This window comes from Sorangium sp. So ce296 (assembly GCF_051529605.1).
GTDB classification, from domain to species: domain Bacteria; phylum Myxococcota_A; class Polyangia; order Polyangiales; family Polyangiaceae; genus Sorangium; species Sorangium cellulosum_D.
The window spans coordinates 3266162-3292788 of the sequence record NZ_CP150325.1; the positions used below are offsets into that span (position 1 = coordinate 3266162).

A 26627-nucleotide genomic window follows, 5' to 3' on the forward strand; every position below is an offset into this window, starting at 1 on the left:
AGGTTCCGCCGTGAGAAAAATCTACGCCGCGATCCTGGCCGTTGCCGCTGTCGGCAGCGCGTTCACGTGCTCTTCGGGCCCCCCCTACTCCCCGACGCCGCCGGAGGAGTGCCGCGAGCAAGGAGAGGCGTGCAGCACCACCGAGGAGTGCTGCGTCGCATACCCTTACGATTTCTGCAAGAAGACAGCGTGCGAGAGCGGCGCCTGTGGGTTCGTCATCGCCAACAAGCTCACAGGCGATCTGCGCGGCGACTGCATCAGACACACCTGCCTCGCCGACGGATCGAACGGCGAGACGCCAGCCCCGGCGGACCTGCCCGACGACGGCAATCCCTGCACCGTGGACTCGTGCCGCAGTGATGTACCGTTCTTCCCTGGCACACCGAGAGGCCCTGCCCCCGACGGGATCGGGTTCTGCGACGGTTTTCACAAGATCGAGTGCATCACGACAGCCGACTGCGAGGACACGACGCTGTTGTGCTCGCCCGGAGGCAAGTGTGTCCCGCCGTGGTGCGTCAACGGCGCCGTGGACATGGATCGCGGGGAGGCCGCTATCGACTGTGGTGGCGATTGCGATCTGTGCCCCGTCGGAAGCCGGTGCAGCTCTGGGACGGATTGCGCTGAAGGCGTCTGTGGCCCTGGAAAGACATGTTCCGAGGCGCGCTGCGACGACGGCGTCAAGAACGGGAAGGAGACCGACGTCGACTGCGGCGTGGTCGCCTGCGAAGCGCTGTGTGGCGATGGGGCCGGCTGTCAATCCGGCGCCGACTGCTGGAGCTCCGTCTGCCTGGCCGGCGTGTGCCAGGCGCCGAGGTGCGGCGACGGCATCTGGAACGGGCCCGAGAAAGGCTGGGACTGCGGGGGGCCCGGCTGCCATCCTTGCGAGTAGCCGGGGCGCAGGCCGGCGCGACATATCGTCGGTATGACCGCCATCATGGCCGCGCTACGTCAACGAGCGATCCGACGACAAGAGCGCCGCTCACCGCTCCCCCCGGCTGCGCGGCGGTGCGCGCTCGCCACGCGCCGCCGCCTGCCCCTCCTGGGCACCGGGGCGGGCGGAGCCAGCGTGCAGCGCGGACAGACGAAGGCGTTTTCGATGCAGCGCAAGGCCTGTTGCCGCATGGACGCCAACCGAGCGCAGACCCCCTGACGAATGCCTGGAGCTCAGCATCGGGAACGGGTGACGACTCAGGATCGGCGCTTGACCCGGGCCGCGGCGCCATGGCCTCCTCGATGCGACGGAGGCTGCAATGGCGCGCGTTCTGCGGCATGTGCTACGGGCCCTCACCCCGCTCTTGATGTTTCTCGCTTGCGTGCTCGCGCAGGGGGGGTGCGAGTGCATCTCCGGCGACCCGCCCCTGGATCCGCGTCAGGGCGTCGTCGCCTGCCGGACCCAGAGCGCACACGGCCCTGTCGCGGCTCGCCCCGCGCCGGAAGTCGAGACCGTCGCCGCCGGCATCATCCCGGGGGCGTTCTCCATCACGAGCACCGGGGAGGCCGTGTACACCATGGCGCTGGCCTCCCCGCCCTCGCGCGCGGGCATGGGACCTCGGATCGAGCTCGTCTATCGCAGCGACGGCGGCGACGGCGTGCTCGGCGCCGGCTTCTCGATCGCCGGGCTGTCCGCGATCGCGCGATGTCCGAAGAGCCTCGCGCAGGACGGGGAGATCCGCGGCGTGCGGTACGACGGCGACGACGCGCTCTGCCTCGACGGCCAGCGCCTCGTCCCCGTGGGAGAGGGGACTGGAACCATCGAGTATCGGACATTCCCGGAGTCCTTCGTCAAGGTGGTCGGTCACTACGGTCCGGAAGGCGATGCGCCCGCCGAGGCGCTCTTCTTCGAGGCAACCCTGCCCACCGGCCGCGTCGTCGAGTACGGGCGCACCGAGGGCAGCAAGCCGCTCGCGCGGGGCGGCGTCCCGCGCGCGTGGCTCGCGAACAAGGCCCGCGACGGCCGCGGCAACGCCATGACGTACGCGTATTGCCTCGCCGAGGCGGAGGACGGCCATGCCGCCGAGTACGCGGTGGACGAGATCCGCTACACGGCATTCGAGGGAACGCCGTCGCGCGAGCCTTCCCGGGCGGTGCGCTTCGTGTATGGGACCATGGATCCGGCCGCCATTCGCACCGGCTACTCGGGCGGCATGGCGCTCCAGCGTTCGCTTCGCCTTGAAGAGATCCAGATGCTCGGTCCGGGCGACGCGCTGGTCCGGAGCTACGGGTTCCGCTATGAGCTCAGCCCGACGACGAGCCGTACGCTCCTGACCGAGGTCGAGGAGTGCGCGAGCGACAAGGTCTGCAGGCCTCCCACACGCTTTCAGTACAGCCACGCGAAGCCCGGATTCAAGCGGGTGACGACGGAGATCGACGAGCCGGTCTCCGAGAGGGCGAGCCCGATGGTGTTCGACCTCGATGCCGACGGGCGCGACGACCTCGTGATCCCGGACATGGTCGCGGGGCTCAGCACATCGAGGAATCCGATCACCGCGTGGCGGGTGGCGAGAAACGTCGGGCCGCGCGCCTCGCCGTCCTATCTCGTACCGCCGGAGCTCGCCTTCCTCGAAGAGTGGCCCACGGTCGCCGATCCGGTGGGGCCCTCCGATCCGACCCTTCTTCAGCCCGAGCTCGGGACGGTCCTGGACTACGACGACGATGGGCGGGCGGACGTGCTGCTCCATGACGTTTACGGCACGGAGATCACGTGGCATGTGCTCCTGTCCCGACCGGACTGGACCTTCGCGCTCCATGACACGGGCATCCGCAGGCCGTTCCCGCTCGGGGTCACGCCCGCGCCGCCGAGCTTGAGCAGCCCCGGCGCGTCGATGCACCTCGCCGATCTGGACGGCGATGGCGTGCCGGATCTGATCCAGTGCGAGGACCACGCCCGCGAGGCACAGGCACCGCTCCCGCTCGCTGCCGTGTGGGCCGTCCACCCCTGGCGACCTGCGCGCGGCGCGATGCCCGCGGGCTTCGATCCCGCGGGCGAATCGATCGAGCTGCTCACCGGCTATCCCTGCGATACGGAACTCCATACGCTCGACATCGACGCCGACGGCAAGGTCGATCTCGTCGTGCCGTCCCTGCGACGTTTCGGTGACGGGACGGTCCTCCTCGGATCGAGCTACGACGCGATCATGCGCCGGAGCCAGGGGCGCTGGGAGGTGATCGACACCGAGCTCCCCGTCGTGTGGCCCGGGGGCCGCGTCTTATTTCTCGACGCGAACGGCGACGGCCTTCCCGATGCCGTCGAATCCGGCCCGGGTGATCACCAGCTGTATACCTACTTCAACACGGGGCCGATCTTCGTGGCCTCGCCGTTCCGGACCGTCGATGCGTTCAGCTTCGGGGATTTGTTCGGTCTTCCCGATCAGGACGCGTTCCTCCGGTTCGCCGTGCCGCTCGACATCAACGGCGATGGGCGGCAGGATCTCCTCACGCCGGTTCCACCAGGCATGCTGCTGGGCGGCTCCGATGTGCTCCCGTCATGGGCCGTCCTGCTCGCGACCGGCGACCGTGCTGGGCCGCCCTTCAGGCTGGTCGACCCGGGGCTGCCGTTCGAGGCCAGCCTCGGCGACGCGGTCACCCTGGCCGATCCGCGCGGGGCGCGCACCGGCGACGTCGACGGCGACGGCGCGCAGGACGTGATCCTGTCGCTCGGCGGCGTGTTCAACGTGTTCCGGAACCTCTCGGCCGACCAGGATCTCCTGGTCGCGGTCTCCGATGGGATGAACGCGCACGACCCGACCGATCCTGGCTTCGTGCCCAATGTGAGCATCTCGTACGGGCATCTGACTGACGCGCCGGTGGCGACGGGCGACAGGGCGGAGGATCCGGCGCGGGGGAGTCCGCTGTACCTCGCGCGTTCCGGCGCGGCGGACGACTGCGGCTATCCGCGCCGTTGCGTGGTCGGGCCTCGGCGGGTGGTCAGCGCGTACGCCCTCAACAACGGGGCGGACCGACCGCGGCGCTTCGAGGTCAGCTACCGCGACGGACGCTACCACCGGCTGGGCCGGGGATTTCTCGGGTTCGGGGAGCGGATCGTCACCGACCTGGATACGGGCGCCGCGACGCTCGAAGCGTACGATCACGTCACCTTCGACGACGAGCTCCAGGTCTTTCCTTTCGCGGGGAGCGTCCAGCGGACATGGCGCTGGGCGCCGGGGCTGGCGAGCCAGCCCAGACCGGAGCAGATCGAGCTCTCGTTCGTCGACGTGAAGCGGACGCTCGTACCGACGAACGAAGGCGCGACGTACTTCACGCTGCCGACCGAGCGCCGCGTGAGGCGAGCGCAAGGGATCTATCGACCCCCGAACGGCGCAGCGCCCTCCCACGAGGCGTACGTGCGGGAATTCGAGGCCGGAGGCGACGGCGCGACGCTGCTGCGCGACTCGGTGTCGACCGTGACGGACTTCGACACCTTCGGCAATGTGCGCGCCGAAGAGGTCTCGACGAGCGGCGTCGACCTGACGTTCAAGGTCACGCGGACGTTCAAGAACGACACGGAGCGCTGGGTCCTCGGCCAGCTCCAGACGCAGAAGCAGTGCAGCGCGGCGGCGGGGATATCGCAGTGCCGGAACGTCACGCGGACCACGACGATCTACGGCGAGGTGGAGACCGAGTCCACCGAGAGCGACGACGGCCTGCCGGACACGAACCTGACGATCGCCTACGAGCGCGACGACTTCGGGAACATCACCGGCGTCACGGCGGAGGACGCCTTCGGGCACAAGCGGACCTCCAGCACGGATTTCGACGAGGAGGGCATGTTCCCCGAGAAGTACGTGAACGCGGCCGGGCACACCACGCTCGTGGAGCTCGACGACGCGCTCGGCGTGCTCCTCAAGCAGGTCGATCCGAATCAGCTCGTGACGACGTGGGCGTACGACGGCTTCGGGCGCCTCGGCGTCGAGAGGCGCCCGGATGGCACGACGACGACGGTCGTGCTCTCCCGCACCAAGGACGGCGGCCCAGAGCAGGACGCCTGGCGGGTGAGGCAGCGGCACACGACGACGGGCGGGGCCGACGATACGGTCCAGTTCGATGGCCTCGGCCGCCCGATCCGGTGGTGGTGGTACGGACCCGAGCCGGAGCCGGCGCAGGGCTCGGGCGATGCGAAGCGCATCCTGCAAGAGATTGGCTACGACGCGCTGGGAGAGCACATCGCGCGGCGCTCGGTGCCGGTCCGCGAAGATGCCGCCGAAAGCGAGAGGCTGTACGATCGCTTCGAGTACGACGCGGTAGGCCGCGAGGTGCGGCATACCGCGCCGTGGAATGCGGTCACGACGACCGAGTACGACGGCTGGCGCGTGCGCGTCGTCGACCCGCTCGATCACGTGACGGTGACCGAGCAGGATCCGCTGGGGCGAACCGAGTCGATCACCGACGCAGCCGGCGGGATCACCCGCTACAGTTACGGCCCGTTCGGCATGCTCCACACGGTCACCGATCCAGGCGATGCGGTGACGCGCACGACGCGCGATGCGTTCGGCCGCGTCCGGCAGCTCGACGACCCCGATCGGGGCACGACGGTCTCGATCCATGACGGCTTCGGCGAGCTGGTTTCGGCGACCGATGCGCTCGGGCGAGAGACCTCGTGGGCGTACGACGCGCTCGGGCGACCCCGCTCCCGCGTCGACCAGGAGGGCGCCGAGCGCCTGACGACCACGTGGACCTGGGACACCGCGGCGCACGGGATCGGAAAGCTCCACGCGCTCGCGAGCCCCGACGGGGAGAAGACGTATGGGTACACCGAGCGCGGCCAGCTCGACGCGCTCTCGCTCCGCATCGACGGCGAGCGCGCTCCCCTGGAGGCGAGGCTGCGCTACGACGAGCTCGGTCGCGTCGAAGCGGTCACGTATCCGTCGCCGGCCGGCGCGGCGCCGTTCGTCGTGGACCACGACCACGACGCGCACGGCCACGTGATCGCCGTGCGCGACCGCGGAACGGGCTCCGCCTACTGGCGCTTGACGGACGTGGACGACGCGGGGCGCTTCCAGGAGGAGGTGTTCGGCAACGGCGTCATCACGGAGCGGAGCTATTTCGCCGACAAGCAGCGCCTGAGGCACGTGGCGACGCGGAGCGGCGCGGGTGAGGTGCAGGACCTCGACTATGGGTTCGACGATCTCCTGAATCTCACGCGCCGCACCGATGCGCTCCAGCCCGAGAACACGACGGAGCGCTTCCGCTTCGATCCGCTCCAGCGGCTGACCTGCGCGTACTTCGGCGACGTCGAGAGCGCGTCGGCGCCCTGCGCGCTCCGCTACGACTACCACCCGAACGGCAACCTCACCTTCAAGTCGGACATCGGAACGCTCTCGTACGATGACCCGCTGCACCCGCACGCGGTCACCGGCGCGGGCACCGACAGCTTCTCTTACGACGCCGTTGGCAATCAGATCGCGCGGCCCGGCGGCACGACGATGCGCTATACGCCGTTCGACCTGCCGGAGCGCATCACGCAGGGCGCGAGCACCATCACGTTCGGCTACGACGGCGACCAGCAGCGGATCCGCAAGACCACGCCGGAGCAGGAGACGCTCTACTTCGGCGATCTGTACGAGCGGGTCACCAAGGCGCCATCGGGCACCGTGGAGCATCGGTACCACGTCCACTCGCCGGAGCGCGTGGTGGCGATCGTGACCCGCGGAGGCTCGGGCGGCGACACGCGGTACGTGCATGTCGATCACCTCGGCTCAATCGATGCGCTCACCGACGAGGACGGCGACGTGATCGAGCGGCGGAGCTACGACCCGTTCGGACAGCGCAGGAACCCCGTGTGGGGAGAGACCGCGCCGGCGTCGTTCGCCAGCGAGACGACGCACGGGTTCACCGGGCACGAGAGCGACGATGAGCTCGGGCTCGTGAACATGAAGGGCCGGCTCTACGATGCCAGGATCGGGCGGTTCTTGACCACGGACCCGATCGTTTCGATCCCGTCCTTCGGGCAGAGCTGGAATCCGTACAGCTACGTGCTGAACAACCCGCTCGCGTACGTCGACCCGGGCGGCTTTCAAGAAGCGCTCCCGGAGGCCGGGGCTCGCTCACCGCTATCGGCCGGCGCGGAGTTCCGTTGGGAAGTGCTCGACCTGCCGCCGATCGGACTCAAGCTGATCGGCCGCCCGGTTCCGAAGGTCGAGGCGCGCTCCGACGCCGACACCAACACCGTGGCTGCCGGGACGGGCGGCGCCATGCCGCCGATCGACGTCAGCACGACCGGGAGCGCTTCCGGGCATGTGCCGCAGCCAGTGACCACGGCGCCGATCGACTGGTCGCAGAACCCCTACGTGCAGGTGGAGGGAGGGTTCGTCGCCGGGTTGCTGCTGGGGGCGGTTCCTTTCGCCGGCGTGGGTCATGAGTTGCTGGACGCCGCAGGCGTGCTGGCCCATGGGACGCCGGAAGCCAGGATGGGCCTGGCTATTGGGCAGATCGTGGGTGGGCTCGCCCTCACGATCGGAGGCTCGGCGGGGGAGGTCTTCGGGGGCATCACGAGCTCCACCGGGATCGGCGCGGTGTTCGGTGTACCTGCGATCGCGGTGTCGACCGGGCTCGTGGTCGGCGGGGTCGGCAACATCGCGGCGGGGATCCAGGGGCTGTCGCAAGCGCTGATGTCGAGCGGACCTGCCAGCACTGGTCCGCAGGGCACGGCGCCCGTTTCACAGAGCACGCCGAATTCTGGAGAAACAGCGGCGACAGCGGCAGGACGAGCAGCACACAAGGAATGGCAACCCCCTCCAGGATTTCAGAAAGAATTCCGATTGCCGAGTGGTCGCCGCCCAGATGCGATCAATCCGAAAACTCGTGAGGTAATCGAACTCAAGCCAAACAATCCGCGCGCGATCCGCGAAGGGCAAAAACAAGTTGAGGACTACGTGAAGGAGCTGGAAGATATCACTGGACAGACATGGACAGGACGCGTGGAGACTTATCCATGAAGACAGAAAATCCAATCAAGCTTGCCACCGACGCCGCACTAATGGACGCGCATTTTTCGCGAAAGCATGGAACCTGGTACCGCAACACAGAGGAGACAGTGCTGGTAGTCGATGTACAGCCCTCGAACTTCGGGCAGCAGTACTACATCAACCTTGGCATCTTCGTAAAGTGGATTTCTCAGAAGCCGACACGTTTGCCGCCCAAGGAAAACGAATGCCATGTTCGATTGAGGCTCGAATCGCTGGTGCCCGAAGCAGAGGGGCAAGTCAGGCAAGTTCTTCTTAATCTAGAAAACAAATCCATTGGATCCATCGAGCGACAACAGAGAATTCGTGAGCTTATCACGGACACCGCGATTCCGTTCCTGTCTCAATGCAGTACCCGCACGGGAATCCGCGAGGCCAATCGCAACGGAAGACTGGATTTAGCCATAGTTCATAAAAATGTTCGGGAATTGTTATTTTAGAGAAGCGCGGCGCACACTACCAGATTCTGCCACCCTCCGGTCAACTTTGGTGGAAGCTCCACAGATCTGTCAAACAAGATCGCAGTCACACAGACTGAACACGCGCCGCCTACAACGTTCTGGAACCGTATGCGAATCCATGTGGAAGTGGTGATCAGCAAATGATCGACATCGATCTGCTCACCGCGCAACTCATTCGAAATTCGCCTGCGCCGGCCGAAGACATTCGCGATTTTGTGACACGAGCCAAGGTTGGATTCCCACCGGGATACATCGAATTCATGCAGCGATCCGATGGCACTGAGGGGCCAATCGGAAGAAACGGTCGGCATCTCGTTCTGTGGCCTGTGGCGAGCATTATCGGCTTGAACGAACAGCACCATATCGACGAATTTGCGCCACACTTGCTTGCGTTCGGATCGGATGGCGGCGGAGAGGCATTCGCGTTCGATCGTCGGACTGAGCCGGCGAGGATTGTTCGTGTTCCATTTGTCGGCCTAGACGATGAGATTAATTATGGAACTCGGTTTGATGAATTCTTGGCTCGGTTAAGTGAGGAGTAGCTCACCTCCCGACGCTCGATCAGAGCTGGAGTCCGCGAGGATCCGTGCTCAGCGTCAGGAGGATGCCGGTCATCCCGTATAGACGGCGCTATGTGACTCTTCAAGTTGACACGCCCCGTGTGGGGAGAGACCGCGCCGGCGTCGTTCGCCAGCGAGACGACGCAGGGGTTCACCGGGCACGAGAGCGACGAGCTCGGGCTCGTGAACATGAAGGGCAGGATCTACGATCCCAGGATCGGGCGGTTCTTGACCACGGCCCCCATCGTTTCGATGCCATCCTTCCGGCAGAGCTGGAATCCATACAGCTATGTGCTGAACACCCCGCTCGCGTACGTCGATCCGGGCGGCTTTCAAGAAGCGCTTGCGGAGGCCGGGGCTCGCTCTCGCTCACCGCTGCCGGCGCGCAGGCGCTCGCCTACCGCGCGTCGTGCTCGCGCCAGAAGGCGAACGCCTCGTCCAGGTAGACCTCCTTGGCGCCGTGCCCGACCGGGTGCTCGGCGACGCGCACGGGCCAGCCCGCCCCGCGCAGGACGTCGGCGAGGGCGCGGGCCGAGCGGCCCACCGAATCGTGAGCGCCGAAGCCGATGTAGAACGGCCTTGGCGCGAGCGTCGCGAGCTCGGCCGTCGCCTGGCCGCCGCCGCCGGACATCGCGCCGAAGCCGTCGGCGTCGATGCCGCCGCGCAGCGCGAGCGCCGCGGCGAAGAACGCGCCCGACGACGAGCCGGCGACGTACACCCGCGAGAACGCGACGCCGGCGATCTCCTCGAGCTTGCGCCGCTTCTCCGCGAACGTCGCCACGAACGCGGCGGCGTGCTCCTCGTACGCCCGCCCGCCCGTCGGCCAGCCCCACCAGCGCGCGTACCCCTTCGGCGCGAGGCCGACCTTGCCGCGCGGCATCAGGGCCGCGACGCCCGCGCGCCGGGCGGCGCGCGACACGACCGTCTCGAAGTTGGTCTTCTGCTGGCTCTCGTTCCCCGGCGGGACGATCCCGTGGAGGTAGATGAGCAGCGCGCGCGTCGGCGCGTCGGGCAGCGCGTAGCAGGTCTCCTCGTCGAGCGCGTCGACGCCGTCGATGCACCAGTCCGTCTCGACCCGCGGCGGTCGCGCTCGAGGCCACGGCGCCTGCTCGGGCGGCGCGCTCGCCGGCGCCGCGGCCGTCGGGATCGCCGGCGCCGCGGCGGTCACGCTCGGCGGCGGCGCCGGGCCTCGCTCCGCGGAAGCGAGCGCGACGCCGTCCGGCGGCAGCGCGCGCCCGCTCCTCGGCGCGTCCGCCGCGCCGTTGCACGCGCAGGGGACGACCGCGAGCGCGATGGCGAGCCGCGCGATCCACCGCGCGCCGGCGCCGGCAGATGTCCCCATGACGCGCAGGCCGACGCCGGCCAGCGCGCCGCTCGCGGAGCGCCGGCCCATCACCCCCCGCGCGCGTCGCTCACCGCGATCAGCGCCCCGAGCGCCGCCGCGCACACCGTCTCGGTGCGCAGCGTCAGCGCGCCGAGGCGCACGCGCTCGAACCCGAGCGCCGCGCACACGCCGAGCTCCTCCGGCGTGAACCCGCCCTCCGGACCGACCGCGAACGCCGCCTCCACCCCCGGCGAGAGCGCGCCGAGCCGCGCGCCGAGCGGCGTCTCCGCGTAGGGATCGAGCACCATCCCCAGCGCGCCGCCCTCGCCGGGCCGCGCCGCCCCCGCCGCCGCGAGCGCCGCCGCGAGGCTCATCGGCGCGTCGACGCGCGGCGCGTCCCCGCGGCCGCACTGGCGCGCCGCCTCGACCGCGATCCGGCGCCACCTTTGGCTCTTGTCCTCGCCCGGGCGCGCCACGCTGCGCGCCGAGATCGCCGGGATGATCCGCGTCGCGCCGAGCTCGGTCGCGTCGCGCACCACCGCGTCCATCTTGTCGCCCTTGCCGACCGCCTGGATCCACGTCACCCGCCGGCCCGGCCGCAGCGCCGCCGGCCGGGGCGCGTCGATGCGCGCCTCCGCGCTCCTCCGGCCGACCGACTCGAGCGTGGCGTCCGCCTCGACCCCGAGCTCCGGATCGAACACGACGAACCGATCCCCCTCGCGCAGGCGGTGCACCCGCACGACGTAGCTCGCCGCCTCCGGCGGCAGCGCGATCACGCCCGCCGCGATCGACCCGAGCGGCACCCGGAGCAGCCCCTGGCCGCTCATCCCGCCGCGGGCGCCGCGCCGCCCGGCGCGCGGAACAGGAGCGCCACCCAGCCCTCGCCGCCCGCGTCGCCCCGCCCCGACGCGCGCTCGCCCCGCCCCGACGCGGGATCCGGCCGGGTCGCGACGTGCGCGAGCGGGCGCGGCAGCGACGTGTACCGCGCCACGAGATCGTCCCGCTCGCTCTCGAGGATGCCCGACAGGATCAGCCAGCCGCCCGGCGCGAGCACGCGCGCGAGCTCGGGCGCCAACGGCCGGAGCACCCGCGCCTCGATGTTCGCGACCACCCACGGGAACTGCCGCGTCACCTGCTCGACCACGCCGGCGCTCGCGTCGACGCGTCCCTCGAGGCCGTTGCGCGCCGCGTTCTCGAGGACCACCTCGATCACGTCGTCGTCGTTGTCGATCGCGACCGCCCGCTCCGCCCCGAGCAGCAGCGCGACGAGCGCGAGGATCCCGCTGCCCGTGCCCACATCGAGGATCTCCCGGCCGCGGAGCTCGGCCGCGTGCTCGTCGAGCAGCTCCGCCACGAGCGCGGTCGTCGCGTGCAGGCCCGTGCCGAACGCCCTCCCCGGCTCGAGCAGCAGCACCCGCTCGCCCTCGCGCTCCGGCGCGCGTTGAGCCCACGGCGGCACCACCGTGATCGTGGGCGTCAGCGCGAACGGCGCGAAGTGCTCCTTCCACGCGTCGCGCCAGGCGTCGCCCACCACCTCCTCCAGCCGCGCGGCGAGCGGCGGCGAGAGCTCCCCGAGCGCCGCGATCGCCGCCTCCGCCTCGCCGTGATCCTCGAAGCTCGCGACGAGCGTCACCTGGCCCGAGCGCGCGCCGCGCACGAGCGTCTGCTCGTCGCGCTGCTCCACGCCCGAGGCGCCCAGCTCGAAGAGCGCGGCGGCGATCTCGTCGGCCTCCGGCTCGGGGACATCGACTGCAACGAACGGGTATCGAGGCTCCACCTGGCTTGCTCCGTGACGGGCCGCCCGCCTGAAGAGCGGCGGCGGCGCGCCGGGAGCCTAACGAAAATCGCCCACCTCTGCCCCGCCGATCGCACGAAACTTCTGGAGCACGCGGAGCATTTCCGCGCCGCGCGCGCCGCACCCCACGCATCCAGCCCGCGCATCCAGAGCGGCGGTCTCCCGCACAGGAGACGGGCCCAGATCGGCGTCTTCGGCGCGGAAGCGCACTCCCGTGCGCTGAGCACCGAAGACGCCGAGGTGGGCCCGTATCCGCAGCGGGAGACCGTCGCTCTACCGCCCGACGTAGCGGCGGCGCGCCGGGACCGAGACGAGCACCTCGCCGCGCAACGCGGGCGGCGGCACGCGCTCGCCGTCGTGGAGCACCATCGCGGTGAGGCGCCCCCCGTAGACGGCGCCGGTGTCGATCCCGGTCGCCCACGCGTGCATCTGCGGCTCGCTGCGCGCGTTGTGGCCGAACACCACGTGCGGCGGGCCCTGGTAGGTCTGGCCCCACAGCGTCTTGCCCCCGCGGCGCTCGACCGGCTCGCCGTAGCGGCCGAGGCAGCGCACGTACATCAACGTGTGCGGATCCTGCCGCTCGATCGGCAGCCCGGGGATCAGCCCCGCGTGGACGACGCGCAGCCCGTGCTCCGGCAGATCCAGCCAGTACGGCAGCGTCTCGAGCCACGCCCAGTCGCGCTTGCGCAGCTGCTGCGCGGTCTCCTTCGAGAGCTCCCCCAGCGGCTCGCCGCGCGGATCGCTGCGCCCGGCGCGCCAGCGGAGCAGCCGATCCTCGTGGTTGCCCCGCACCGAGATCGCGCCGAGCTCCCGGAGCAGATCGAGCGTTCCGCACGGATCCGGGCCGCGCACGATCAGATCGCCGACCATGACCACCCGATCGCCCGACGCGAAGCCGACGTGCTCGATCAGCCGCGCCAGCTCATCCCGGCAGCCGTGGACGTCACCGATGATGATCGTGCGCGGCATCGCACACCCAACGTAGCAGGGACGCCCGGCTCAGGGGGCCTCCAGGCCCCGGCCCCCCGAGCTCGGCGGCCCCCGCCCCGCGGCAGCGCCCGCCGCCGCCGGGGGTCACGAGCGACATTTTTCCTGGAATTTCAGGAAGTTACGACGGCATCGCCGGCCTCCGCCGCCGCGGCCGAGCGGGCGGGCAGGCCTCTGGCCGGCGCCCGCCGCGGGCGCGGCGGGCCGGTCAGGAGCGTTACGGGGAGTCGATCTTCGCGCGCTTCGGGATGACGACGATCCCGCCCTCGCTGACGAACCACTTCTTGCGGTCCTCCTCGAGGTTGAAGCCGATCTCGGCGCCGGCGGGGATCTCGACGTCCTTGTCGATGATGCAGCGGCGCAGCTTCACGTGGCGCCCGATCTTGACGTCCTCGAACAGCACGCACTCCTCGATGTGGCTGAAGGAGTTCACGCGGACCCGGTTCGAGAGCACGCTCCGGTGGATCCGGCCGCCGGAGATGATGCACCCGAGCGAGACGAGGCTGTCCGTCGCGATGCCGACGCGCGCGTTCGCCTCGTCGCGGAAGACGAACTTGGCGGGCGGGTCGTGGCTGATGCCCGTCCGGATCGGCCAGCGCGGGTTGTAGAAGTTGAACGCCGGCTGGATGCTCACGAGATCCATCTGGGCCGCCCAGTAGGCGTCGATCGTCCCGATGTCGCGCCAGTACCCCGCGCCCTCGTCCTCGCCAGGGACGCGGTTCTCGTGGAAATCGTAGACATAGACGCGGCTGCCGCTCTTCACCATCCGCGGGATGATGTCGCGGCCGAAGTCGTGCGCGCTGTCCTCGGTCGCGGCGTCCTGCTCGAGGACGTCGAGCAGCGCCGGGGTCTTGAAGATGTAGTTGCCCATCGACGCGAGGCACATGCCCGGCCTGCCGGGCATGCTCGGCGGATCCTGCACCTTCTCGTGGAAGGCGATGATCCGCCCCGCCTCGTCGCACTCGATGACGCCGAAGGCGCGGGCCTCTTCCTTGGACACCGGGATGGCGGCCACGGTCACGTCGGCGCCGCGCGCGAGGTGATCGTGCAGCATCTGGCGCACGTCCATCTTGTAGACGTGGTCGCCGCCGAAGATGCAGAGGTGCTCGGGCGACTCGTCGGTGATGACGTGCTGGGTCTGGTAGACGGCGTCGGCCGATCCCTTGAACCAGCTCTTGCCCGTGCGCTGCTGCGCCGGGACGGTCTCGATGAAGCTGTCGAGCATCGGCGACAGGCGCCAAGCTCGGGCGATGTGCTCGTCTAGCGACGCGCTCTTGTACTGCGTGAGGATCTTGATTCGGTGCAGGCCGGAGTTGACGAAGTTCGAGAGGACGATGTCGATGATCCGGTAGCGGCCGCCGAACGGCACGGCCGGCTTCGCCCGGTCGTGCGTCAGGGGGCCGAGCCGGCGGCCTTCGCCGCCAGCGAGGATCATCACCAAAACCTTCGACGCTTCGAAAGCGGCGCGCAGGGTCGTCTCGCGCATGGGACGGAGAGGGTACTCGATCGATGTTGCCAGCGCGAAGAGCGGAAACGCGCCCTCCGCGGTTTCACGGACACCCGGGGGCCGGGAGAACGCCGCGAAGCCCCGCGTAACCAGCGCCCCGACGTGCGTAACGAGCGAGCCAGCGGGTTCCCCCCGCGCGGGCAGCCCGCGCGCCTCCGCGAGCAGCCCGCGCGCCTCCGCGGGCAGCCCCGCGCGCCTCGAAGGCCCCGCGCGCGTCGTAGGCCCCGCGCGCTCCCGCTCCGGCCCGCGAGCGGCCGCTCCGGCGGTGGAGCGTCGACCTCCGCCGCGGCGCGCCGCCGCGTCGCCGCCCGATGAAGAGAGGGGGACGTTTCCGTTTCTCTTTACGATCCGCTCGCGGCCGTGTTAGCCGTTTCCGCCGCCGCGCGCGCACGCGAGAGGCGCCTGATCCGCACGCGGCGCACCGCCGTCCGGAGGCTACTCCAGCGCTGGATCTTTCCTGCCGGATGCCCCCGTCACGTTGACCTTGGAGATGCCATGAACGCCCGATTCGGTCGAACCCTCGCCGCCGCTATCCTCCTCGTCGCGGGCACTTCAGGGTGCGGAACGGACGAGCAGCCCTACCAAGCCAAGCCCGCGTTCAGCGGCCAGAAGCCGAGCCTGCCCGCGGTGCCGACGCTCCCCGCGAAGAACAAGAAGCAGGGCGACGCCTACACGGTGTGGGGCGTCACGCACGACCTCCGGAGCCGCGTCCACTTCGAGGACGTGAACGGCAAGAAGCTCTCGATCGTCGGCTACATCGTCAAGACGAACCTCGCGGAGGCCCCGCCCTGCGCCGTCCACAAGACGGGCAAGGCCGACCCGGCGGACTGTAAGGCCCCGGTCCCGAGCTTCGCGATCGCCGACGAGAAGGGCGAGACGAAGGACGTGATCGAGGTGATGGGCTGGGCCTCGAACTTCGCGCAGATCTACAGCCTGATCGAGGCGATCGACCGGGCGCCGCGCGGCAAGGAGAACGAGGCGAAGCTCACCGACGAGTTCTGGGGCCAGGATCTGCCGAACCCGGTCCCGGCCGTCGGCGCGAAGGTGAAGGTCACCGGCACCTACGGCGTGACGTTCACGAAGTCGACCGGCGGCGCCGCGGCCAACCCGAAGTACGGCATCATGTCGGCCGAGCAGATCGAGTACCTCGAGCCGCCGACCGAGAAGGGCACCCTCCCCGGCATGAAGCGCAGGCCCTGACGGCCGCGCCGCGCGGCGGCGGCTCGCGCGAGGGCCTCTGGACCGGCAAGGGCGCCACGAGGGGATAGAGAGAAGAGCGATCTCCTCTGTCTCTCCTCGATTGGCGCCCTCTACGTTTCGGCGCCTTTCTCCCTCGTCGAACCCGGAGCGACCGGCCGGCGCGGCGGCCCGCCTCAGGTGAGGATCGACCGGATCCCGCTGCCCGGCTCGGTCGCCGCGGACTCGAAGATGGCGCCGATGAGGAGCCGCCGCATCGAATCGTCGTGCGCCTCCCGGGGATCGATGCGCACCAGCGAGGCCGGCGCCTGGCGGATGACCGCATCGAACGACGCCGGCTCGAACCGGTACAGATCCTCCGTCACGATGACCGCATAGGGCTGCGAGGCCGCGATCGTCGGCCGGAGCGAGCGCAGATCGCACTCGCGCACCGCGACCCCGAGCCGCGCCCCCACCTCCCGGCACACCGCGACGAACTCGGCAGGACAGCCGGCCACGATCACGAGCGGAATGGGCGGAGCGCTCGGGACCACGGCCTTGCGCGGCTTCGTACCGTCCTCCATAGGCGCCTCAACGTAGGCCATGTCTTGACTATGCCGGCAAGGGAATTGTTTCATCGGGCACCACGGCGCGCGGCGCGTGGTCGACGGCGCGCGGCGCCTCGACGCTCAGCGCGCGCCGACGCCTTGCTGCACGTGCCACCCCCGGCCCTCCTCCGCGCCGATGAAGCGGATCCGCCCGGACCGCTCCATGTCGTCGACCAGCTCCTCCGCCTCGAGCTGCGAGATGTCGATCCGGTCGCAGAGCACGTCGCGGAACTGCGTCTTGCCCTGCACGTAGTCCGCGTCGATCAGCGGCCCCAGCGCGCCCGTCAGGATCTCGGCCGCCAGGTCCAGCGCCACCACGGGCGTGACCACCGTCTCGGCCGTCGTGCGGACGCTCTCGTCCGTCGTCTGGACCGCCGCGTCGCCCATCGCGACGCTCTCGTCTCCGGTGATGAGGGTGCCGTACTCGACGGTGATCCGATCGGTCGTCATGACTCCACCTCGTCCGCGCCCGGAACGGTCCGCAGACCGGACCCGCACGGCCTTCCTTCCACGCTATGGAGCGGTGGAGCGCCGATCGGAAGCCGACGACAGGGCGCCCACGCCGGAGAAGTCGCTCCCGGCGGCGATTTCAGGCGGCAACCCGCGGCCAGATCAGGGAAGCTACCGCCCCTGCCAGGCCCAGCGGCGGGGGGACGCTGGCCCCCGAGATCATGATGTCATCCCCCGAGGACCACCACGCTTCACGCCCGAGCCGCATCGGGGCGGCGGTGCGCACGCCGATCCCCAGGGCGCAGGGGCTCATCGCGTTCCAGCTCGTCGGTCGGGTGCTGCTCCACGCGATCCTCGTCGGCGTGGCGGCCGGCATCGCCGGCTCGCTGTTCTTCGCCGCCCTCGAGCTCGCCGAGCACGAGCTCCTCGTCGCGCCCACCGGCTATAGGCCGCTCCGCGCGAAGGGCGAGGCGGTGCTCACCGGCGTGCACACCGGGCCGTTCCGGCCGTGGCTCGTCTGCCTCGTGCCGGCCCTCGGCGCCCTCGTCGGCGGGCTGCTCACGGCCAAGCTCGCGCCCGAGACCCGCGGCGGCGGCAGCGACGCGTTCATCAACGCGTTCCACCGGCTCGGCGGCAACATGCGCCGCCGCGTCCCGATGGTGAAGGCGATCGCCTCGATCTTCACGCTCGGCTCGGGCGGCTCCGGCGGGCGCGAGGGGCCGACGATGCAGATCGGCGGCGCGATCGGCTCGATCATCGGGCGCGCCCTCCGGGTGGGCGCGCGCGAGCGGCGGATCCTGCTCATCGCGGGCGCGGCCGCGGGCATGTCGGCCGTGTTCCGGACCCCGCTCGGGGCCGCGCTCCTCGCCGTCGAGGTGCTGCACCGCGACGACTTCGAGGCCGACGCGCTCGTGCCGTCCATCCTCGCCAGCGTCGTCTCGTACTCGGTCTTCATCTACTTCTTCGGCGAGTCGACCCTCTTCGCGCACGCGCCCCGCTACCCGTTCATCCCGGCCCACCTCCCGATCTACGCCGCGCTCGCGCTCGTGGTCTCGCTCGTGGCCACGGTGTTCCTCCGGACGCTGCACACCGTGGAGCACACGATGCACCAGATCCGGCTGCCGATCTGGGCGAAGCCCGCGCTCGGCGGCCTCGCGCTCGGCGCGCTCGTGGCCCCGCTGCTGATGCTCCTCGGGCCGCGCTTCGACCGGCCGGGGCAAGGGTTCGGCCTGCTGGGCGCGGGGTACGGGGCGGCCCAGGTCGCGATCACCGGGGCCTCGTGGATGCCCAGCGGGTGGACGGGGGTGCAGCTGCTGCTCGTGCTGCTCGCGACGAAGATCGTCGCGACCTCGCTCACCGTGGGCTCGGGCGGCAGCGCCGGCGACTTCGGCCCGTCGCTCGTGCTCGGCGCGCTCACCGGCGGGGCGTTCGGGCGCGCGGCGGAGCTCCTCCTCGGCGACCCGCGCATCGACCCCGGCGCGTTCGCGCTCGTCGGGATGGGCACGTTCTACGGCGGCATCGCGCACGTGCCGATCGCCTCGCTCGTCATGGTCTGCGAGCTCGCCGGCAGCTACGACCTGCTCGTGCCGCTCATGCTGTGCGAGGGCATCGCCTTCGTGGCGCTGCGGCACAGCACCCTGTACCGCGCGCAGGTCGCGACGAAGCGCGAGTCCCCGGCGCACCGCGACGAGCTCATCGTCGACGTGCTCCGCAGCATCCGCGTCGCCGACATCGTCATCCGCAGCCGCCCGTTCGTGTCGTTCGAGGCGCGGACGCCCGCGGCGGTCGTGGTCGAGCGCATCGCGGCGTGCGAGTGGCAGGACACCTTCCCGGTGCTCTCCGAGGAGGGCAAGGTCATCGGGACCATCGACGCCGAGATCCTCCGCGCCACCGCGATGAGCCCCGAGCTGTCGGGGCTCGCGATCGCGCACGACATGATGGCGAGCCCCGCCTCGGTCAGCGAGACCGCGGACCTGCACCGCGCGCTCCAGGTGCTGCTGGAGCTCCGCGTGCGCGAGCTCCTGGTCACCGACGGCGACGGCAAGATCGTCGGCATCCTGGACGAGTCCGACGTCACGCGCGCTTACCACGACGCCACGGCGCAGCTCGAAGGTACGGCGCAGTAGGAGCCGCGCGCGTCGACGGCCCGGCGCGCGTCGTGGGCGTCCTCCGCGCGCGTCATGGGCGTCGGCCGCGCGCGTCATGGGCGTCAGCCGCGCGTCATGGGCGTCAGCCGCGCGCGTCATGGGCGTCCTCCGCACGCGTCACGGGCGTCCTCCGCGCGCGGCGCGAATACCGGCCGAACGCGTCGGCCGGGGCGCGCTCCCCCGGGAAAGGCAAGTTTTCGGCGCCCGCGGGCCTCGCCGCGAACGCCCGGGCTTCACGTGCGCGCGGGCGGGCGGATGTCCTGGTCGCGCCGCGCCGGCGATCGCGGTCTCGGGCGCAATGCCCACGCGCAGGTCCGCCGCCCGTTTCGGGAGTCTCCTGAGCTTTCAATCTTGGATTCCACGCAGCGACGGAACCAGGGGCGTGGGGGATACTCTGGTTCATCCCTGGAATTCGATCCGGAGAGCGCGCAGGGGAGAGTGGGCATGCTGGTCGATACGCTCGGAGGTCGGACGGTGCGGCGCAACGCAGAGGTACGAACACGCTCGAGCGCGCCGAACAGCCGCGCCAAGCTCGTGGTTGTCGTCGACGATGAGCCCAGCATCCAGGAGGTCGTGAGCATGATCCTGGAGAGCGAGGGCGGCTACGAGGTGCGCTGCGCCTCGAACGGGGAGGAGGCGCTGGCGCTGCTCGACCAGATCGCGCCGCCGGACCTGCTCGTCGTCGACATCATGATGCCGGTGATGGACGGCTGGGGCCTGCTCACGGCGCTCCGGCACAACGAGAAGACGGCGCGTATACCAGTCATTGTTTCATCCGCGTCTTCAAAACATGACGCGACGAGCCTCGGTGTCGCTCGCGTGCTCCCCAAGCCGATCGACTACGACGCCTTCCTGGCCGCGGTCGACGAGCTCACGCACTGCCGGGAGCGCCAAATCCTCGGCGCCGAGTAGCCTCCGCCGCTCACGAAGCGCGCGCTTCATCCAATCGAAACAATCGAAACCGCAAATGGCCCATGGACCTCGAGGGCCGTCCAGCGGTAGCTTCACCTCAGTGTTGTTAGAGACCCCGGGTGCCGGCCTCTTCGCCGGCTACGCTCCCCTCCCCGGCGCCTACGACGAGCTGTTTGGCCGAGACGGCGCCCCACGACCCGAGTTCCTGCGCACTGCCACGCTCCTCGGCGCGTTCGCGCCGAGCGAGTTCGCGCGCGCGCAGCAGCTCGCGGAGCTCGCCCTGCTCAACCAGGGCGTCACCTTCTCGGTCTACGCGGACCAGCGCGGCGCGGAGAAGATCTTCCCGCTCTGCCTCATCCCCCGGATGCTCTCCGCGGCCGACTGGGCCCACATGGAGCGCGGCCTCGAGCAGCGGGTCCGCGCGCTCGGCCTGTTCCTCGACGACGTCTACGGGGACCAGCGCATCCTGAAGGACGAGCGCGTCCCCCGGGACCTCGTGCTCGGCTCGGGGCAGTACCTGAAGCAGGTCCACGGCCTGCGGCCCCCGGGCGGGGTGCGCATCCACATCGCGGGCGTCGACATCATCCGCGATCCGGCCGGGACCTTCCGCGTCCTCGAGGACAACCTCCGCACCCCGTCCGGCGTGTCCTACGTCCTGGAGAACCGGCTCATCAGCAAGCGCGTGCTGCCGCACCTGCTCGACAAGGGGCGCGTCCAGCGGGTCGACCATTACCCGGCCCGGCTCGCCGAGACGCTGCGCTCGGTGTCGCCCGTGAGCCCGAGCGGCACGAGCGCGGTCGTGCTCACGCCGGGGCCGTACAACTCGGCGTATTTCGAGCACAGCTTCCTCGCGCGCACGATGGGGCTCGAGCTCGTCCAGGCGCCCGACCTCTTCGTCGATCAGGACCAGGTCTTCGTCCGGACGACGCGCGGCCCGCGCCGGGTCCACGTCATCTACCGCCGCATCGACGAGGCGTTCCTCGACCCCGAGGCCTTCCGCCCCGACAGCCTGCTCGGCGTGCGCGGCCTGATGCGCGCCTACGCCGCCGGCAACGTCGCGCTCGCGAACGCGCCCGGCAACGGCGTGGCCGACGACAAGGCCGTGTACCCCTTCGTGCCCGAGATGATCCGCTACTACCTCGGCGAGGAGCCGATCCTCGAGCAGGTCCCCACCTACCTGTGCATGCGCGACGACGATCGCCGCTACGTGCTCGAGCACCTCCACGAGCTGGTCGTCAAGGCGGTCGACGAGGCCGGCGGCTACGGCATGCTCATGGGCCCGCAGTCGACCGCCGCGCAGCGCGAGGAGTTCCGCGCGCGCATCGAGGCGACGCCGCGCCGCTACATCGCGCAGCACCGGGTCGAGCTGTCGACGAGCCCCACCTGGGACCCGGCCGCCAGGGTCGCGGTCCCGCGCCGGCTCGACCTCCGCCCGTACGTGCTGACGGGCCGCGACGGCCCGTGGGTGCTGCCGGGCGGGCTCACGCGCGTCGCCCTCGTGGCCGGCTCGTACGTCGTCAACTCCAGCCAGGGCGGGGGCTCGAAGGACACCTGGGTCCTGAAGGGCCCGGGGGACGGCGCGGAGCGGCCCCCGTCGGTCGGCGCCGCGGGCCCCGCGCCCGAGGCCGCGAGCAACGGCGCGTCCGGCGCGCCGCCCCCGTCCGACCCCACGGAGGCCCCGTGATCTCCCGCGTCGCCGATCACTGTTTCTGGTTCGGCCGCTACCTCGAGCGGACCGAGAGCGTGGCCCGGATCCTCGCCGTCACGCAGAACCTCGCGCTCGACGCCGAGCTCTCGCCGCAGCAGTGCTGGCTGCCGGTCATCATCGTGGCCGGGCAGAAGGCGCACTTCGCCGAGGTGCACGGCGAGGACGCCGCGGCCGACGGCGAGCTCGTGCAGCGCTACATGAGCCTCGACGAGGACAACCCGACGAGCCTCCGCATCTCGAGCTCCGCGGCGCGCTACAACGCGCGGTCGATCCGCGAGGTCGTCAGCCTCGAGGCGTGGGAGACCGTCAACGAGCTCCACCTCTGGATGAACAGCGACCAGGCGCTGGAGGAGTTCAGGTCGAGCCGCTACGCCTTCTACCGGCGCGTGCGGCAGCTCACCCAGCTCTGCCTCGGGCTCACCCAGAGCACGATGCTCCACGACACGCCGCTCGACTTCATCTGGCTCGGCGTGCTGATCGAGCGCGTCGGGCAGACCGCGCGCACGCTCGACGTCCACCATCACGCCCTGACCGCCGTGGAGCAGCCGACGTCCGCCAGAAGCGGCGCGGGGCAGGGCGGCGCGCCCCGGCGCCACCGGGTGGTGGAGACGGCGCTCTGGCTCTCGCTCCTCCGCGCCTGCTCCGGGTTCGAGCCGTTCATGAAGCTGCACCAGGGTCAGGTGAACCCGCAGGCGGTCGCACAGTTCCTCCTCTTCGAGCCCCGCTTCCCGCGCTCGATCCGGCACTGCGTGCACGCGGCGTTCGCCCGGCTCTGCGAGATCCGGCCGCCGGAGAGCGCGACGCTGCCCGGGGGCGAGAGCCTCACGCGGCTGCACCTCCTGCACCAGTGGGTCGCCGACAGGGCGGGCGAGCCGTTCGATCCGCTCGCGGTCCACGCGGCGCTCACCCATGTGGTCGACGAGACAGCCACGATCTGCGACGGTATCGGTCGCGAGCTGCTCGGTTACGGGCCGCCCGACAGCAGTCCCTCCGGAACGAGCCAGTAGCCAAGACCCGCCGACGTATCCATGCCGAACCTCCTCGCGATGTCGTTCGAGGGCGAGCTCGCCCCGTGCTTCGATCTCACGTGCCTGCGCCCCGGGGGCAAGCTGCCCGACGGCTGGGGCATCGGCTACTACCCGGGCGGCGAGCCGAGCGCCACGGTGCTCAAGGAGCCGGCGCCGCCGCAGGGGAGCATCCGCAGCGAGCTCGTGAAGGCGTGGGAGCACCTCGAGTCGTCGCTGCTCGTGCTGCACATCCGCACGGCGACGTGGGGCAGCATCAACGACGCCAACACGCAGCCGTTCAGCCGGAGCTGGGGCGGGCGCGACTGGCTGTTCGCGCACAGCGGCAGCCTGGTCGACCGCATCGAGGTCGATCCGAAGTCGCTCTTCCAGCCGGTGGGGTCGACGGACACGGAGCTCATCCTGTGCGAGCTGCTCCGCTGGATGGCGTCGGAGGGCCTCCGGAGCCTCGGCGACATCGATCCGGCGGTCCTGCGCGACTGGTTCGACGAGATGAACGAGCACGGCCCGCTCACGTCGGTGCTGGCCGACGGCCGCGACCTCGTCGTCTACGCGGATCGCGATCGCGAGGGGGACGCGTTCCTGTGGGAGGTGCTGCCGCCGTACGAGCGGCTCGCGTTCGGGGACGAGGACCTCGAGGTCGATCTCAGCCGCCGGGGGGTCAAGAGCCGCAAGGGCGTCATCGTCTCGTCGGAGGAGCTCAAGGTCCACGCGGGGGCGCAGCCCGCGACCTGGACGCGCGTCCCGCCGGGCCACCTCGTGGTGCTGCGGCAGGGCGCGCTGCGGGCCAGGGCGACCCCGCGCACCGATGGCCGTCGGCCGTCGCCGTCGGCGCCGCCGCTCTCGTCGCGCCCGGTCCGCCGCCCGACGCACGCGCCGATCCGCCGCTTCCAGGTGGTGCACCGCACGGCGTACCACTACGCGACCGCGGTCGAGCGCAGCACGCACCTCCTGCGGCTGACGCCGGCGCACGACCGGCTGCAGGCGCTGCTCCACAACGAGATCAACCTGTCGGTCGAGGGCCAGCAGCGCGATTACGACGACGTCTTCGGCAACCGCGCGCGGCGGGTGCTGCTCGACACGCCGTTCAAGGAGCTCATCATCGAGTCGAAGTCGCGGGTGGAGCTGCTCGACACCGATCCGCTGAGCTTCCGCCCGCTGCGCGCCCGCTCGACGATCCCGCTCGTGTGGATGCCGTGGCAGCGGCAGATCCTGCAGCCGTTCCTCCTGCCGCCGGAGCTGGCGGAGAGCGAGCTCGCGGAGCTCATCGAGTACGCGATGACGTTCGTCGAGCGGAACGACTACGACCTGCTCGACACGCTGCTCGACCTGAACGCGTCGATCTTCCAGGAGTACGAGTACAAGCAGGGGGCGACGAACGTGTTCACGACGGCGTTCGACGTGTACGCGAACCGCCGCGGCGTGTGCCAGGATTTCACGAACCTGTTCATCTGCCTGACGCGGCTGCTCGGCGTTCCGTCGCGCTACGTGTGCGGGTACATCTACACGGGGCCGAAGCACGAGAACCACCGGCAGAGCGAGGCGTCGCACGCCTGGGTGCAGGTGTACCTGCCGGAGATCGGCTGGAAGGGCTTCGACCCGACGAACGGGATCCTGACCCAGACCGAGCACATCCGCGTCGCCGTCGGGCGCAACTACATGGACGCGACGCCGACCTCGGGCACCATCTTCGTCGGGGGTGGTGCGGAGCGCCTCGAGGTCGACGTGCGGGTCGAGCCGATCGATTGAGGGAGAGCGCGGCTCAGGGCCGCTCGGGGAGAGCGCGGCTCAGGGCCGCGTGGCGATCCAGTAGAGGAGCGCCGTCCGGCTGAGGCCGTCGTCGAGCGCGGTCTGCTCCTGCGCCTCCTCCCAGGCCGCCTCCTTGTCGATGGTCGCGTGCGCCGCGATGAGGAAGGCGTTCCACGGGTCCTCCGCGCCCTTCGAGACAGCCTCCATCGCCGGCCACGCGTAGCTGATCCACGCCTTCGAGATCAGCGACTCCGAGATCGGCGTGATCGGGAGCAGCTGGATGCCATAGACGTACTCCGGGTTCTCCCCGAACCACGTCCCGAAGTCGGCCTTCGTGGACCAGAGGACGCCGACGGCGCCGTTCTCCTTGAAGGGCACGTCGTAGACGGTGCCGTTCGAGGTGATCTGCCAGTAGGTCTGCGCGGAGGCCGTCTCCATGGCGAGGAGCACCCGGCCGATGTTCTTCACGTCGTCGTTATCGAGCGCCTCGCCGAGCAGCTTCAGGCTGTACCAGGCGTTGACGGCCTCGGACGTCGACTCCTGGTTGCGGCCGTCCGCGAACGGGAACAGCCCCGAAGCCCACGAGTGCCCCCTGAACCAATCCATGTGGCGGAACGGGGTGAAATGCGGGTCCTTCGCGCTCGGGTTCGCGATGTCGCGGACGAGCCAGAGCACCTTGTCGGCGTACTCGTCGCGCCAGTCCGCGTCGGACTTCGCCAGGACGGCCGCGGCATAGAGGAAGTAGCCGTAGTGGAAGTGGTGATCGTTGTAATACCCCTGGCCGAAGTCGGCGGTCTCGCTCTCCAGGCCCTTGGTCGTCACGATGCCGCCCCAGGACGTGTCGTAGACGAAGGGGTTCTCGTTCTCGCCGTTGAGCCACGGGTTGAGCTGCGACTTGAGCCGCGCCCTGAGCTCCTCGGCGAGGTCCTCCTTCGCGACCGACTCGGCGATCTGCGCGAGGCGCGCGAGCTTCGCGATCTGCTTGCCCCCGAAATAGGGATCCACGCCGGCGACGTCCTGAGCGGGGGTGAACGACCGCTCCTCCTCGAGCGCGTCCGCGACGATCTCGCTCCAGTCGTCCGAGACGCGGCGCGGCGAGTCCCAGCCGATCGTGCTGAGCGGGTACACGAGCTCCCAGCTCGCCCCGGAGATGCCCTTCATCTCGCCGATCACGGTCGGGTACGCGATGTCCGCGCCCTTCACCTTCTCGAGCCGCTCCAGGTGGTGCGGCAGGGCCATGGTCAGGAGATCGCCCTCGCCCTCCGTCTTCCAGACGAAGCGCACCGAGGCGGTGTCCTCGGTGACCGTCGCCTCGACGTCGCCGCCGACCGGGATGGCGGCGGCGTGCTTGTCGAGCTCCGCCTCCGCGTTCGGCCCCGGCACGAGCGCGAGGCGGAGCGAGCCCTCGTACGGCGCGCGCGCCACCATGGAGAGCGCGTCCCACTCGAGGGTGATCTCGGGGAACGCGTAGAGGACCCACGTCTGGCCGTTGTTGAGCGAGATCTCGAATCGATCGCCCGTGACCTCGGTCGGGCTCGTCGACTCGCCGTTCACCGCGGTGATCGCCACGCCGTCGCCGGCGCGCACGGAGGGGCGGAGCCCGGCGTACGTGGTCGTGACATAGGGCATCCCGTAGACGATGGGCGCGGTCATGGTGCCGCCCTGCGCCTTCCACTCCACGGTGACCGAGAGCAGGTCGGACGACGTGACCGCGTGGCCGGAGAAGGCCTCGCGCGCGCTGAGGCCGAGGTGCGAGACGTCCGCCGTCGTGACAGCCTTGCTCGCCACCGCGACGTCCGGCCGGGCGATCGACAGCCCCTGTCCGAGCGCCTTGAGGTCGTACGGCGCGGCGTTGATCCGCTGATCGCCCGCGCCGAGCACGAAGTTCATCCAGGTGGCGTTCGTGGGGAGCGGGGCCTTCAGGCGGGACAGGGCGTCGATCGGCTCGAGCGCGTGCGCCGACTGCTCGAACTCCGGCTCGACCTTCGACAGCGGCTTGTCGCGATCGAGCTCCCACGTCTCGACCATCACGCCGCCGGCGCCGCCGTCGCCCCCTCCGCCGCCTCCCCCGCCGTCATTGTTGGTCGGCGGGGGCGGCGGGGTCTCGTCGTCGCCGCAGGCGGCGATGGCGCACAGGCAGCTCAGCAACGTGAAAGTCCGTAGCATCGGATGCTTCAACATCATTCTCTTGCTCCCTCGCTCCAGCGCTCATCGCTCCACCTGATGTGAAGCGGATCGAGAGATGAGCCCTGGTGTCGTG

18 protein-coding genes and 1 pseudogene are annotated in these 26627 nt (G+C 70.3%); 11 read left to right on the forward strand and 8 right to left on the reverse strand.

Annotation, left to right across the window (positions count from 1 at the left end):
* Positions 1-10: 10 nt before the first annotated feature.
* The 5 genes and pseudogenes from WME98_RS12340 to WME98_RS12360 all read left to right on the forward strand — a co-directional run.
* Positions 11-889, forward strand: a complete 879-nt coding sequence (locus WME98_RS12340) for a hypothetical protein (RefSeq protein ID WP_437951510.1) — start codon at positions 11-13, stop codon at positions 887-889.
* A gap of 361 nt (positions 890-1250) precedes the next feature.
* On the forward strand, positions 1251-7931 hold the full coding sequence (locus WME98_RS12345) for an RHS repeat-associated core domain-containing protein (protein WP_437951511.1): 6681 nt from the start codon (positions 1251-1253) through the stop codon (positions 7929-7931).
* Positions 7928-8398 carry a DUF4304 domain-containing protein gene (locus tag WME98_RS12350; RefSeq protein ID WP_437951512.1) on the forward strand — a complete coding sequence of 157 codons (471 nt, stop codon included), beginning with the start codon at positions 7928-7930 and terminating at the stop codon, positions 8396-8398. The genes WME98_RS12345 and WME98_RS12350 overlap by 4 nt, the downstream gene beginning before the upstream one ends.
* A 161-nt stretch (positions 8399-8559) precedes the next feature.
* Positions 8560-8961 carry an SMI1/KNR4 family protein gene (locus WME98_RS12355; RefSeq protein WP_437951513.1) on the forward strand — a complete coding sequence of 134 codons (402 nt, stop codon included), beginning with the start codon at positions 8560-8562 and terminating at the stop codon, positions 8959-8961.
* Positions 8962-9078: 117 nt separating this feature from the next.
* Positions 9079-9249: pseudogene (locus tag WME98_RS12360) on the forward strand (RHS repeat-associated core domain-containing protein); the annotation flags it as partial.
* 127 nt (positions 9250-9376) lie between these two features.
* Here the strand turns inward: WME98_RS12360 and WME98_RS12365 are convergent.
* The 5 genes from WME98_RS12365 to glgC form a co-directional block, all read right to left on the reverse strand.
* Positions 9377-10372, reverse strand: a complete 996-nt coding sequence (locus WME98_RS12365) for a hypothetical protein (RefSeq protein ID WP_437951514.1) — start codon at positions 10370-10372, stop codon at positions 9377-9379.
* Entirely contained in the window at positions 10372-11130 is a 759-nt protein-coding gene (locus tag WME98_RS12370; RefSeq protein WP_437951515.1) for an RsmE family RNA methyltransferase, read from the reverse strand. The genes WME98_RS12365 and WME98_RS12370 overlap by 1 nt, the downstream gene beginning before the upstream one ends.
* On the reverse strand, positions 11127-12080 hold the full coding sequence (locus tag WME98_RS12375) for a 50S ribosomal protein L11 methyltransferase (protein ID WP_437951516.1): 954 nt from the start codon (positions 12078-12080) through the stop codon (positions 11127-11129). Before WME98_RS12375 ends, WME98_RS12370 begins: the two co-directional genes overlap by 4 nt.
* Positions 12081-12371: 291 nt before the next feature.
* A complete protein-coding gene (locus WME98_RS12380) occupies positions 12372-13067 on the reverse strand; it encodes a metallophosphoesterase (protein ID WP_437333509.1) in 696 nt (231 codons plus the stop codon).
* Between the two features lie 235 nt (positions 13068-13302).
* Positions 13303-14571: a glucose-1-phosphate adenylyltransferase gene (glgC, locus tag WME98_RS12385; protein WP_061621780.1), complete on the reverse strand. Its 1269-nt coding sequence runs from the start codon at positions 14569-14571 to the stop codon at positions 13303-13305.
* Positions 14572-15087: 516 nt separating this feature from the next.
* On the opposite strand from glgC, the gene WME98_RS12390 reads away from it, so the two are divergent.
* Positions 15088-15792 carry a hypothetical protein gene (locus WME98_RS12390; RefSeq protein ID WP_061629808.1) on the forward strand — a complete coding sequence of 235 codons (705 nt, stop codon included), beginning with the start codon at positions 15088-15090 and terminating at the stop codon, positions 15790-15792.
* 173 nt (positions 15793-15965) lie between these two features.
* Here WME98_RS12390 and WME98_RS12395 read toward each other — a convergent pair whose 3' ends face one another.
* Together WME98_RS12395 and WME98_RS12400 are read right to left on the reverse strand one after the other, a co-directional pair.
* The gene (locus tag WME98_RS12395) at positions 15966-16352 is read right to left on the reverse strand and encodes a hypothetical protein (protein WP_437951517.1); all 387 of its coding nucleotides are present in this window, start codon (positions 16350-16352) and stop codon (positions 15966-15968) included.
* A 105-nt stretch (positions 16353-16457) separates the two neighbouring features.
* Positions 16458-16826 carry a hypothetical protein gene (locus tag WME98_RS12400; protein ID WP_061629806.1) on the reverse strand — a complete coding sequence of 123 codons (369 nt, stop codon included), beginning with the start codon at positions 16824-16826 and terminating at the stop codon, positions 16458-16460.
* Between the two features lie 221 nt (positions 16827-17047).
* On the opposite strand from WME98_RS12400, the gene WME98_RS12405 reads away from it, so the two are divergent.
* The 5 genes from WME98_RS12405 (at position 17048) to WME98_RS12425 (ending at position 24367) form a co-directional block, all read left to right on the forward strand.
* Positions 17048-18952: a chloride channel protein gene (locus WME98_RS12405; RefSeq protein ID WP_437951518.1), complete on the forward strand. Its 1905-nt coding sequence runs from the start codon at positions 17048-17050 to the stop codon at positions 18950-18952.
* 465 nt (positions 18953-19417) lie between these two features.
* A complete protein-coding gene (locus WME98_RS12410; RefSeq protein ID WP_020740151.1) occupies positions 19418-19885 on the forward strand; it encodes a response regulator in 468 nt (155 codons plus the stop codon).
* 55 nt (positions 19886-19940) lie between these two features.
* A complete protein-coding gene (locus WME98_RS12415) occupies positions 19941-21569 on the forward strand; it encodes a circularly permuted type 2 ATP-grasp protein (protein ID WP_437951519.1) in 1629 nt (542 codons plus the stop codon).
* Positions 21566-22600 (forward strand): alpha-E domain-containing protein, encoded by a 1035-nt coding sequence (locus WME98_RS12420; protein WP_437333515.1) that lies wholly within the window; start codon positions 21566-21568, stop codon positions 22598-22600. The genes WME98_RS12415 and WME98_RS12420 overlap by 4 nt, the downstream gene beginning before the upstream one ends.
* Before the next feature lie 21 nt (positions 22601-22621).
* Positions 22622-24367 (forward strand): class II glutamine amidotransferase, encoded by a 1746-nt coding sequence (locus tag WME98_RS12425; RefSeq protein WP_437951520.1) that lies wholly within the window; start codon positions 22622-22624, stop codon positions 24365-24367.
* Positions 24368-24406: 39 nt separating this feature from the next.
* On the opposite strand, the gene WME98_RS12430 is transcribed toward WME98_RS12425, so the two are convergent.
* Positions 24407-26533 (reverse strand): glycosyl hydrolase, encoded by a 2127-nt coding sequence (locus WME98_RS12430; protein WP_437951521.1) that lies wholly within the window; start codon positions 26531-26533, stop codon positions 24407-24409.
* Between the last annotated feature and the right edge of the window lie 94 nt (positions 26534-26627).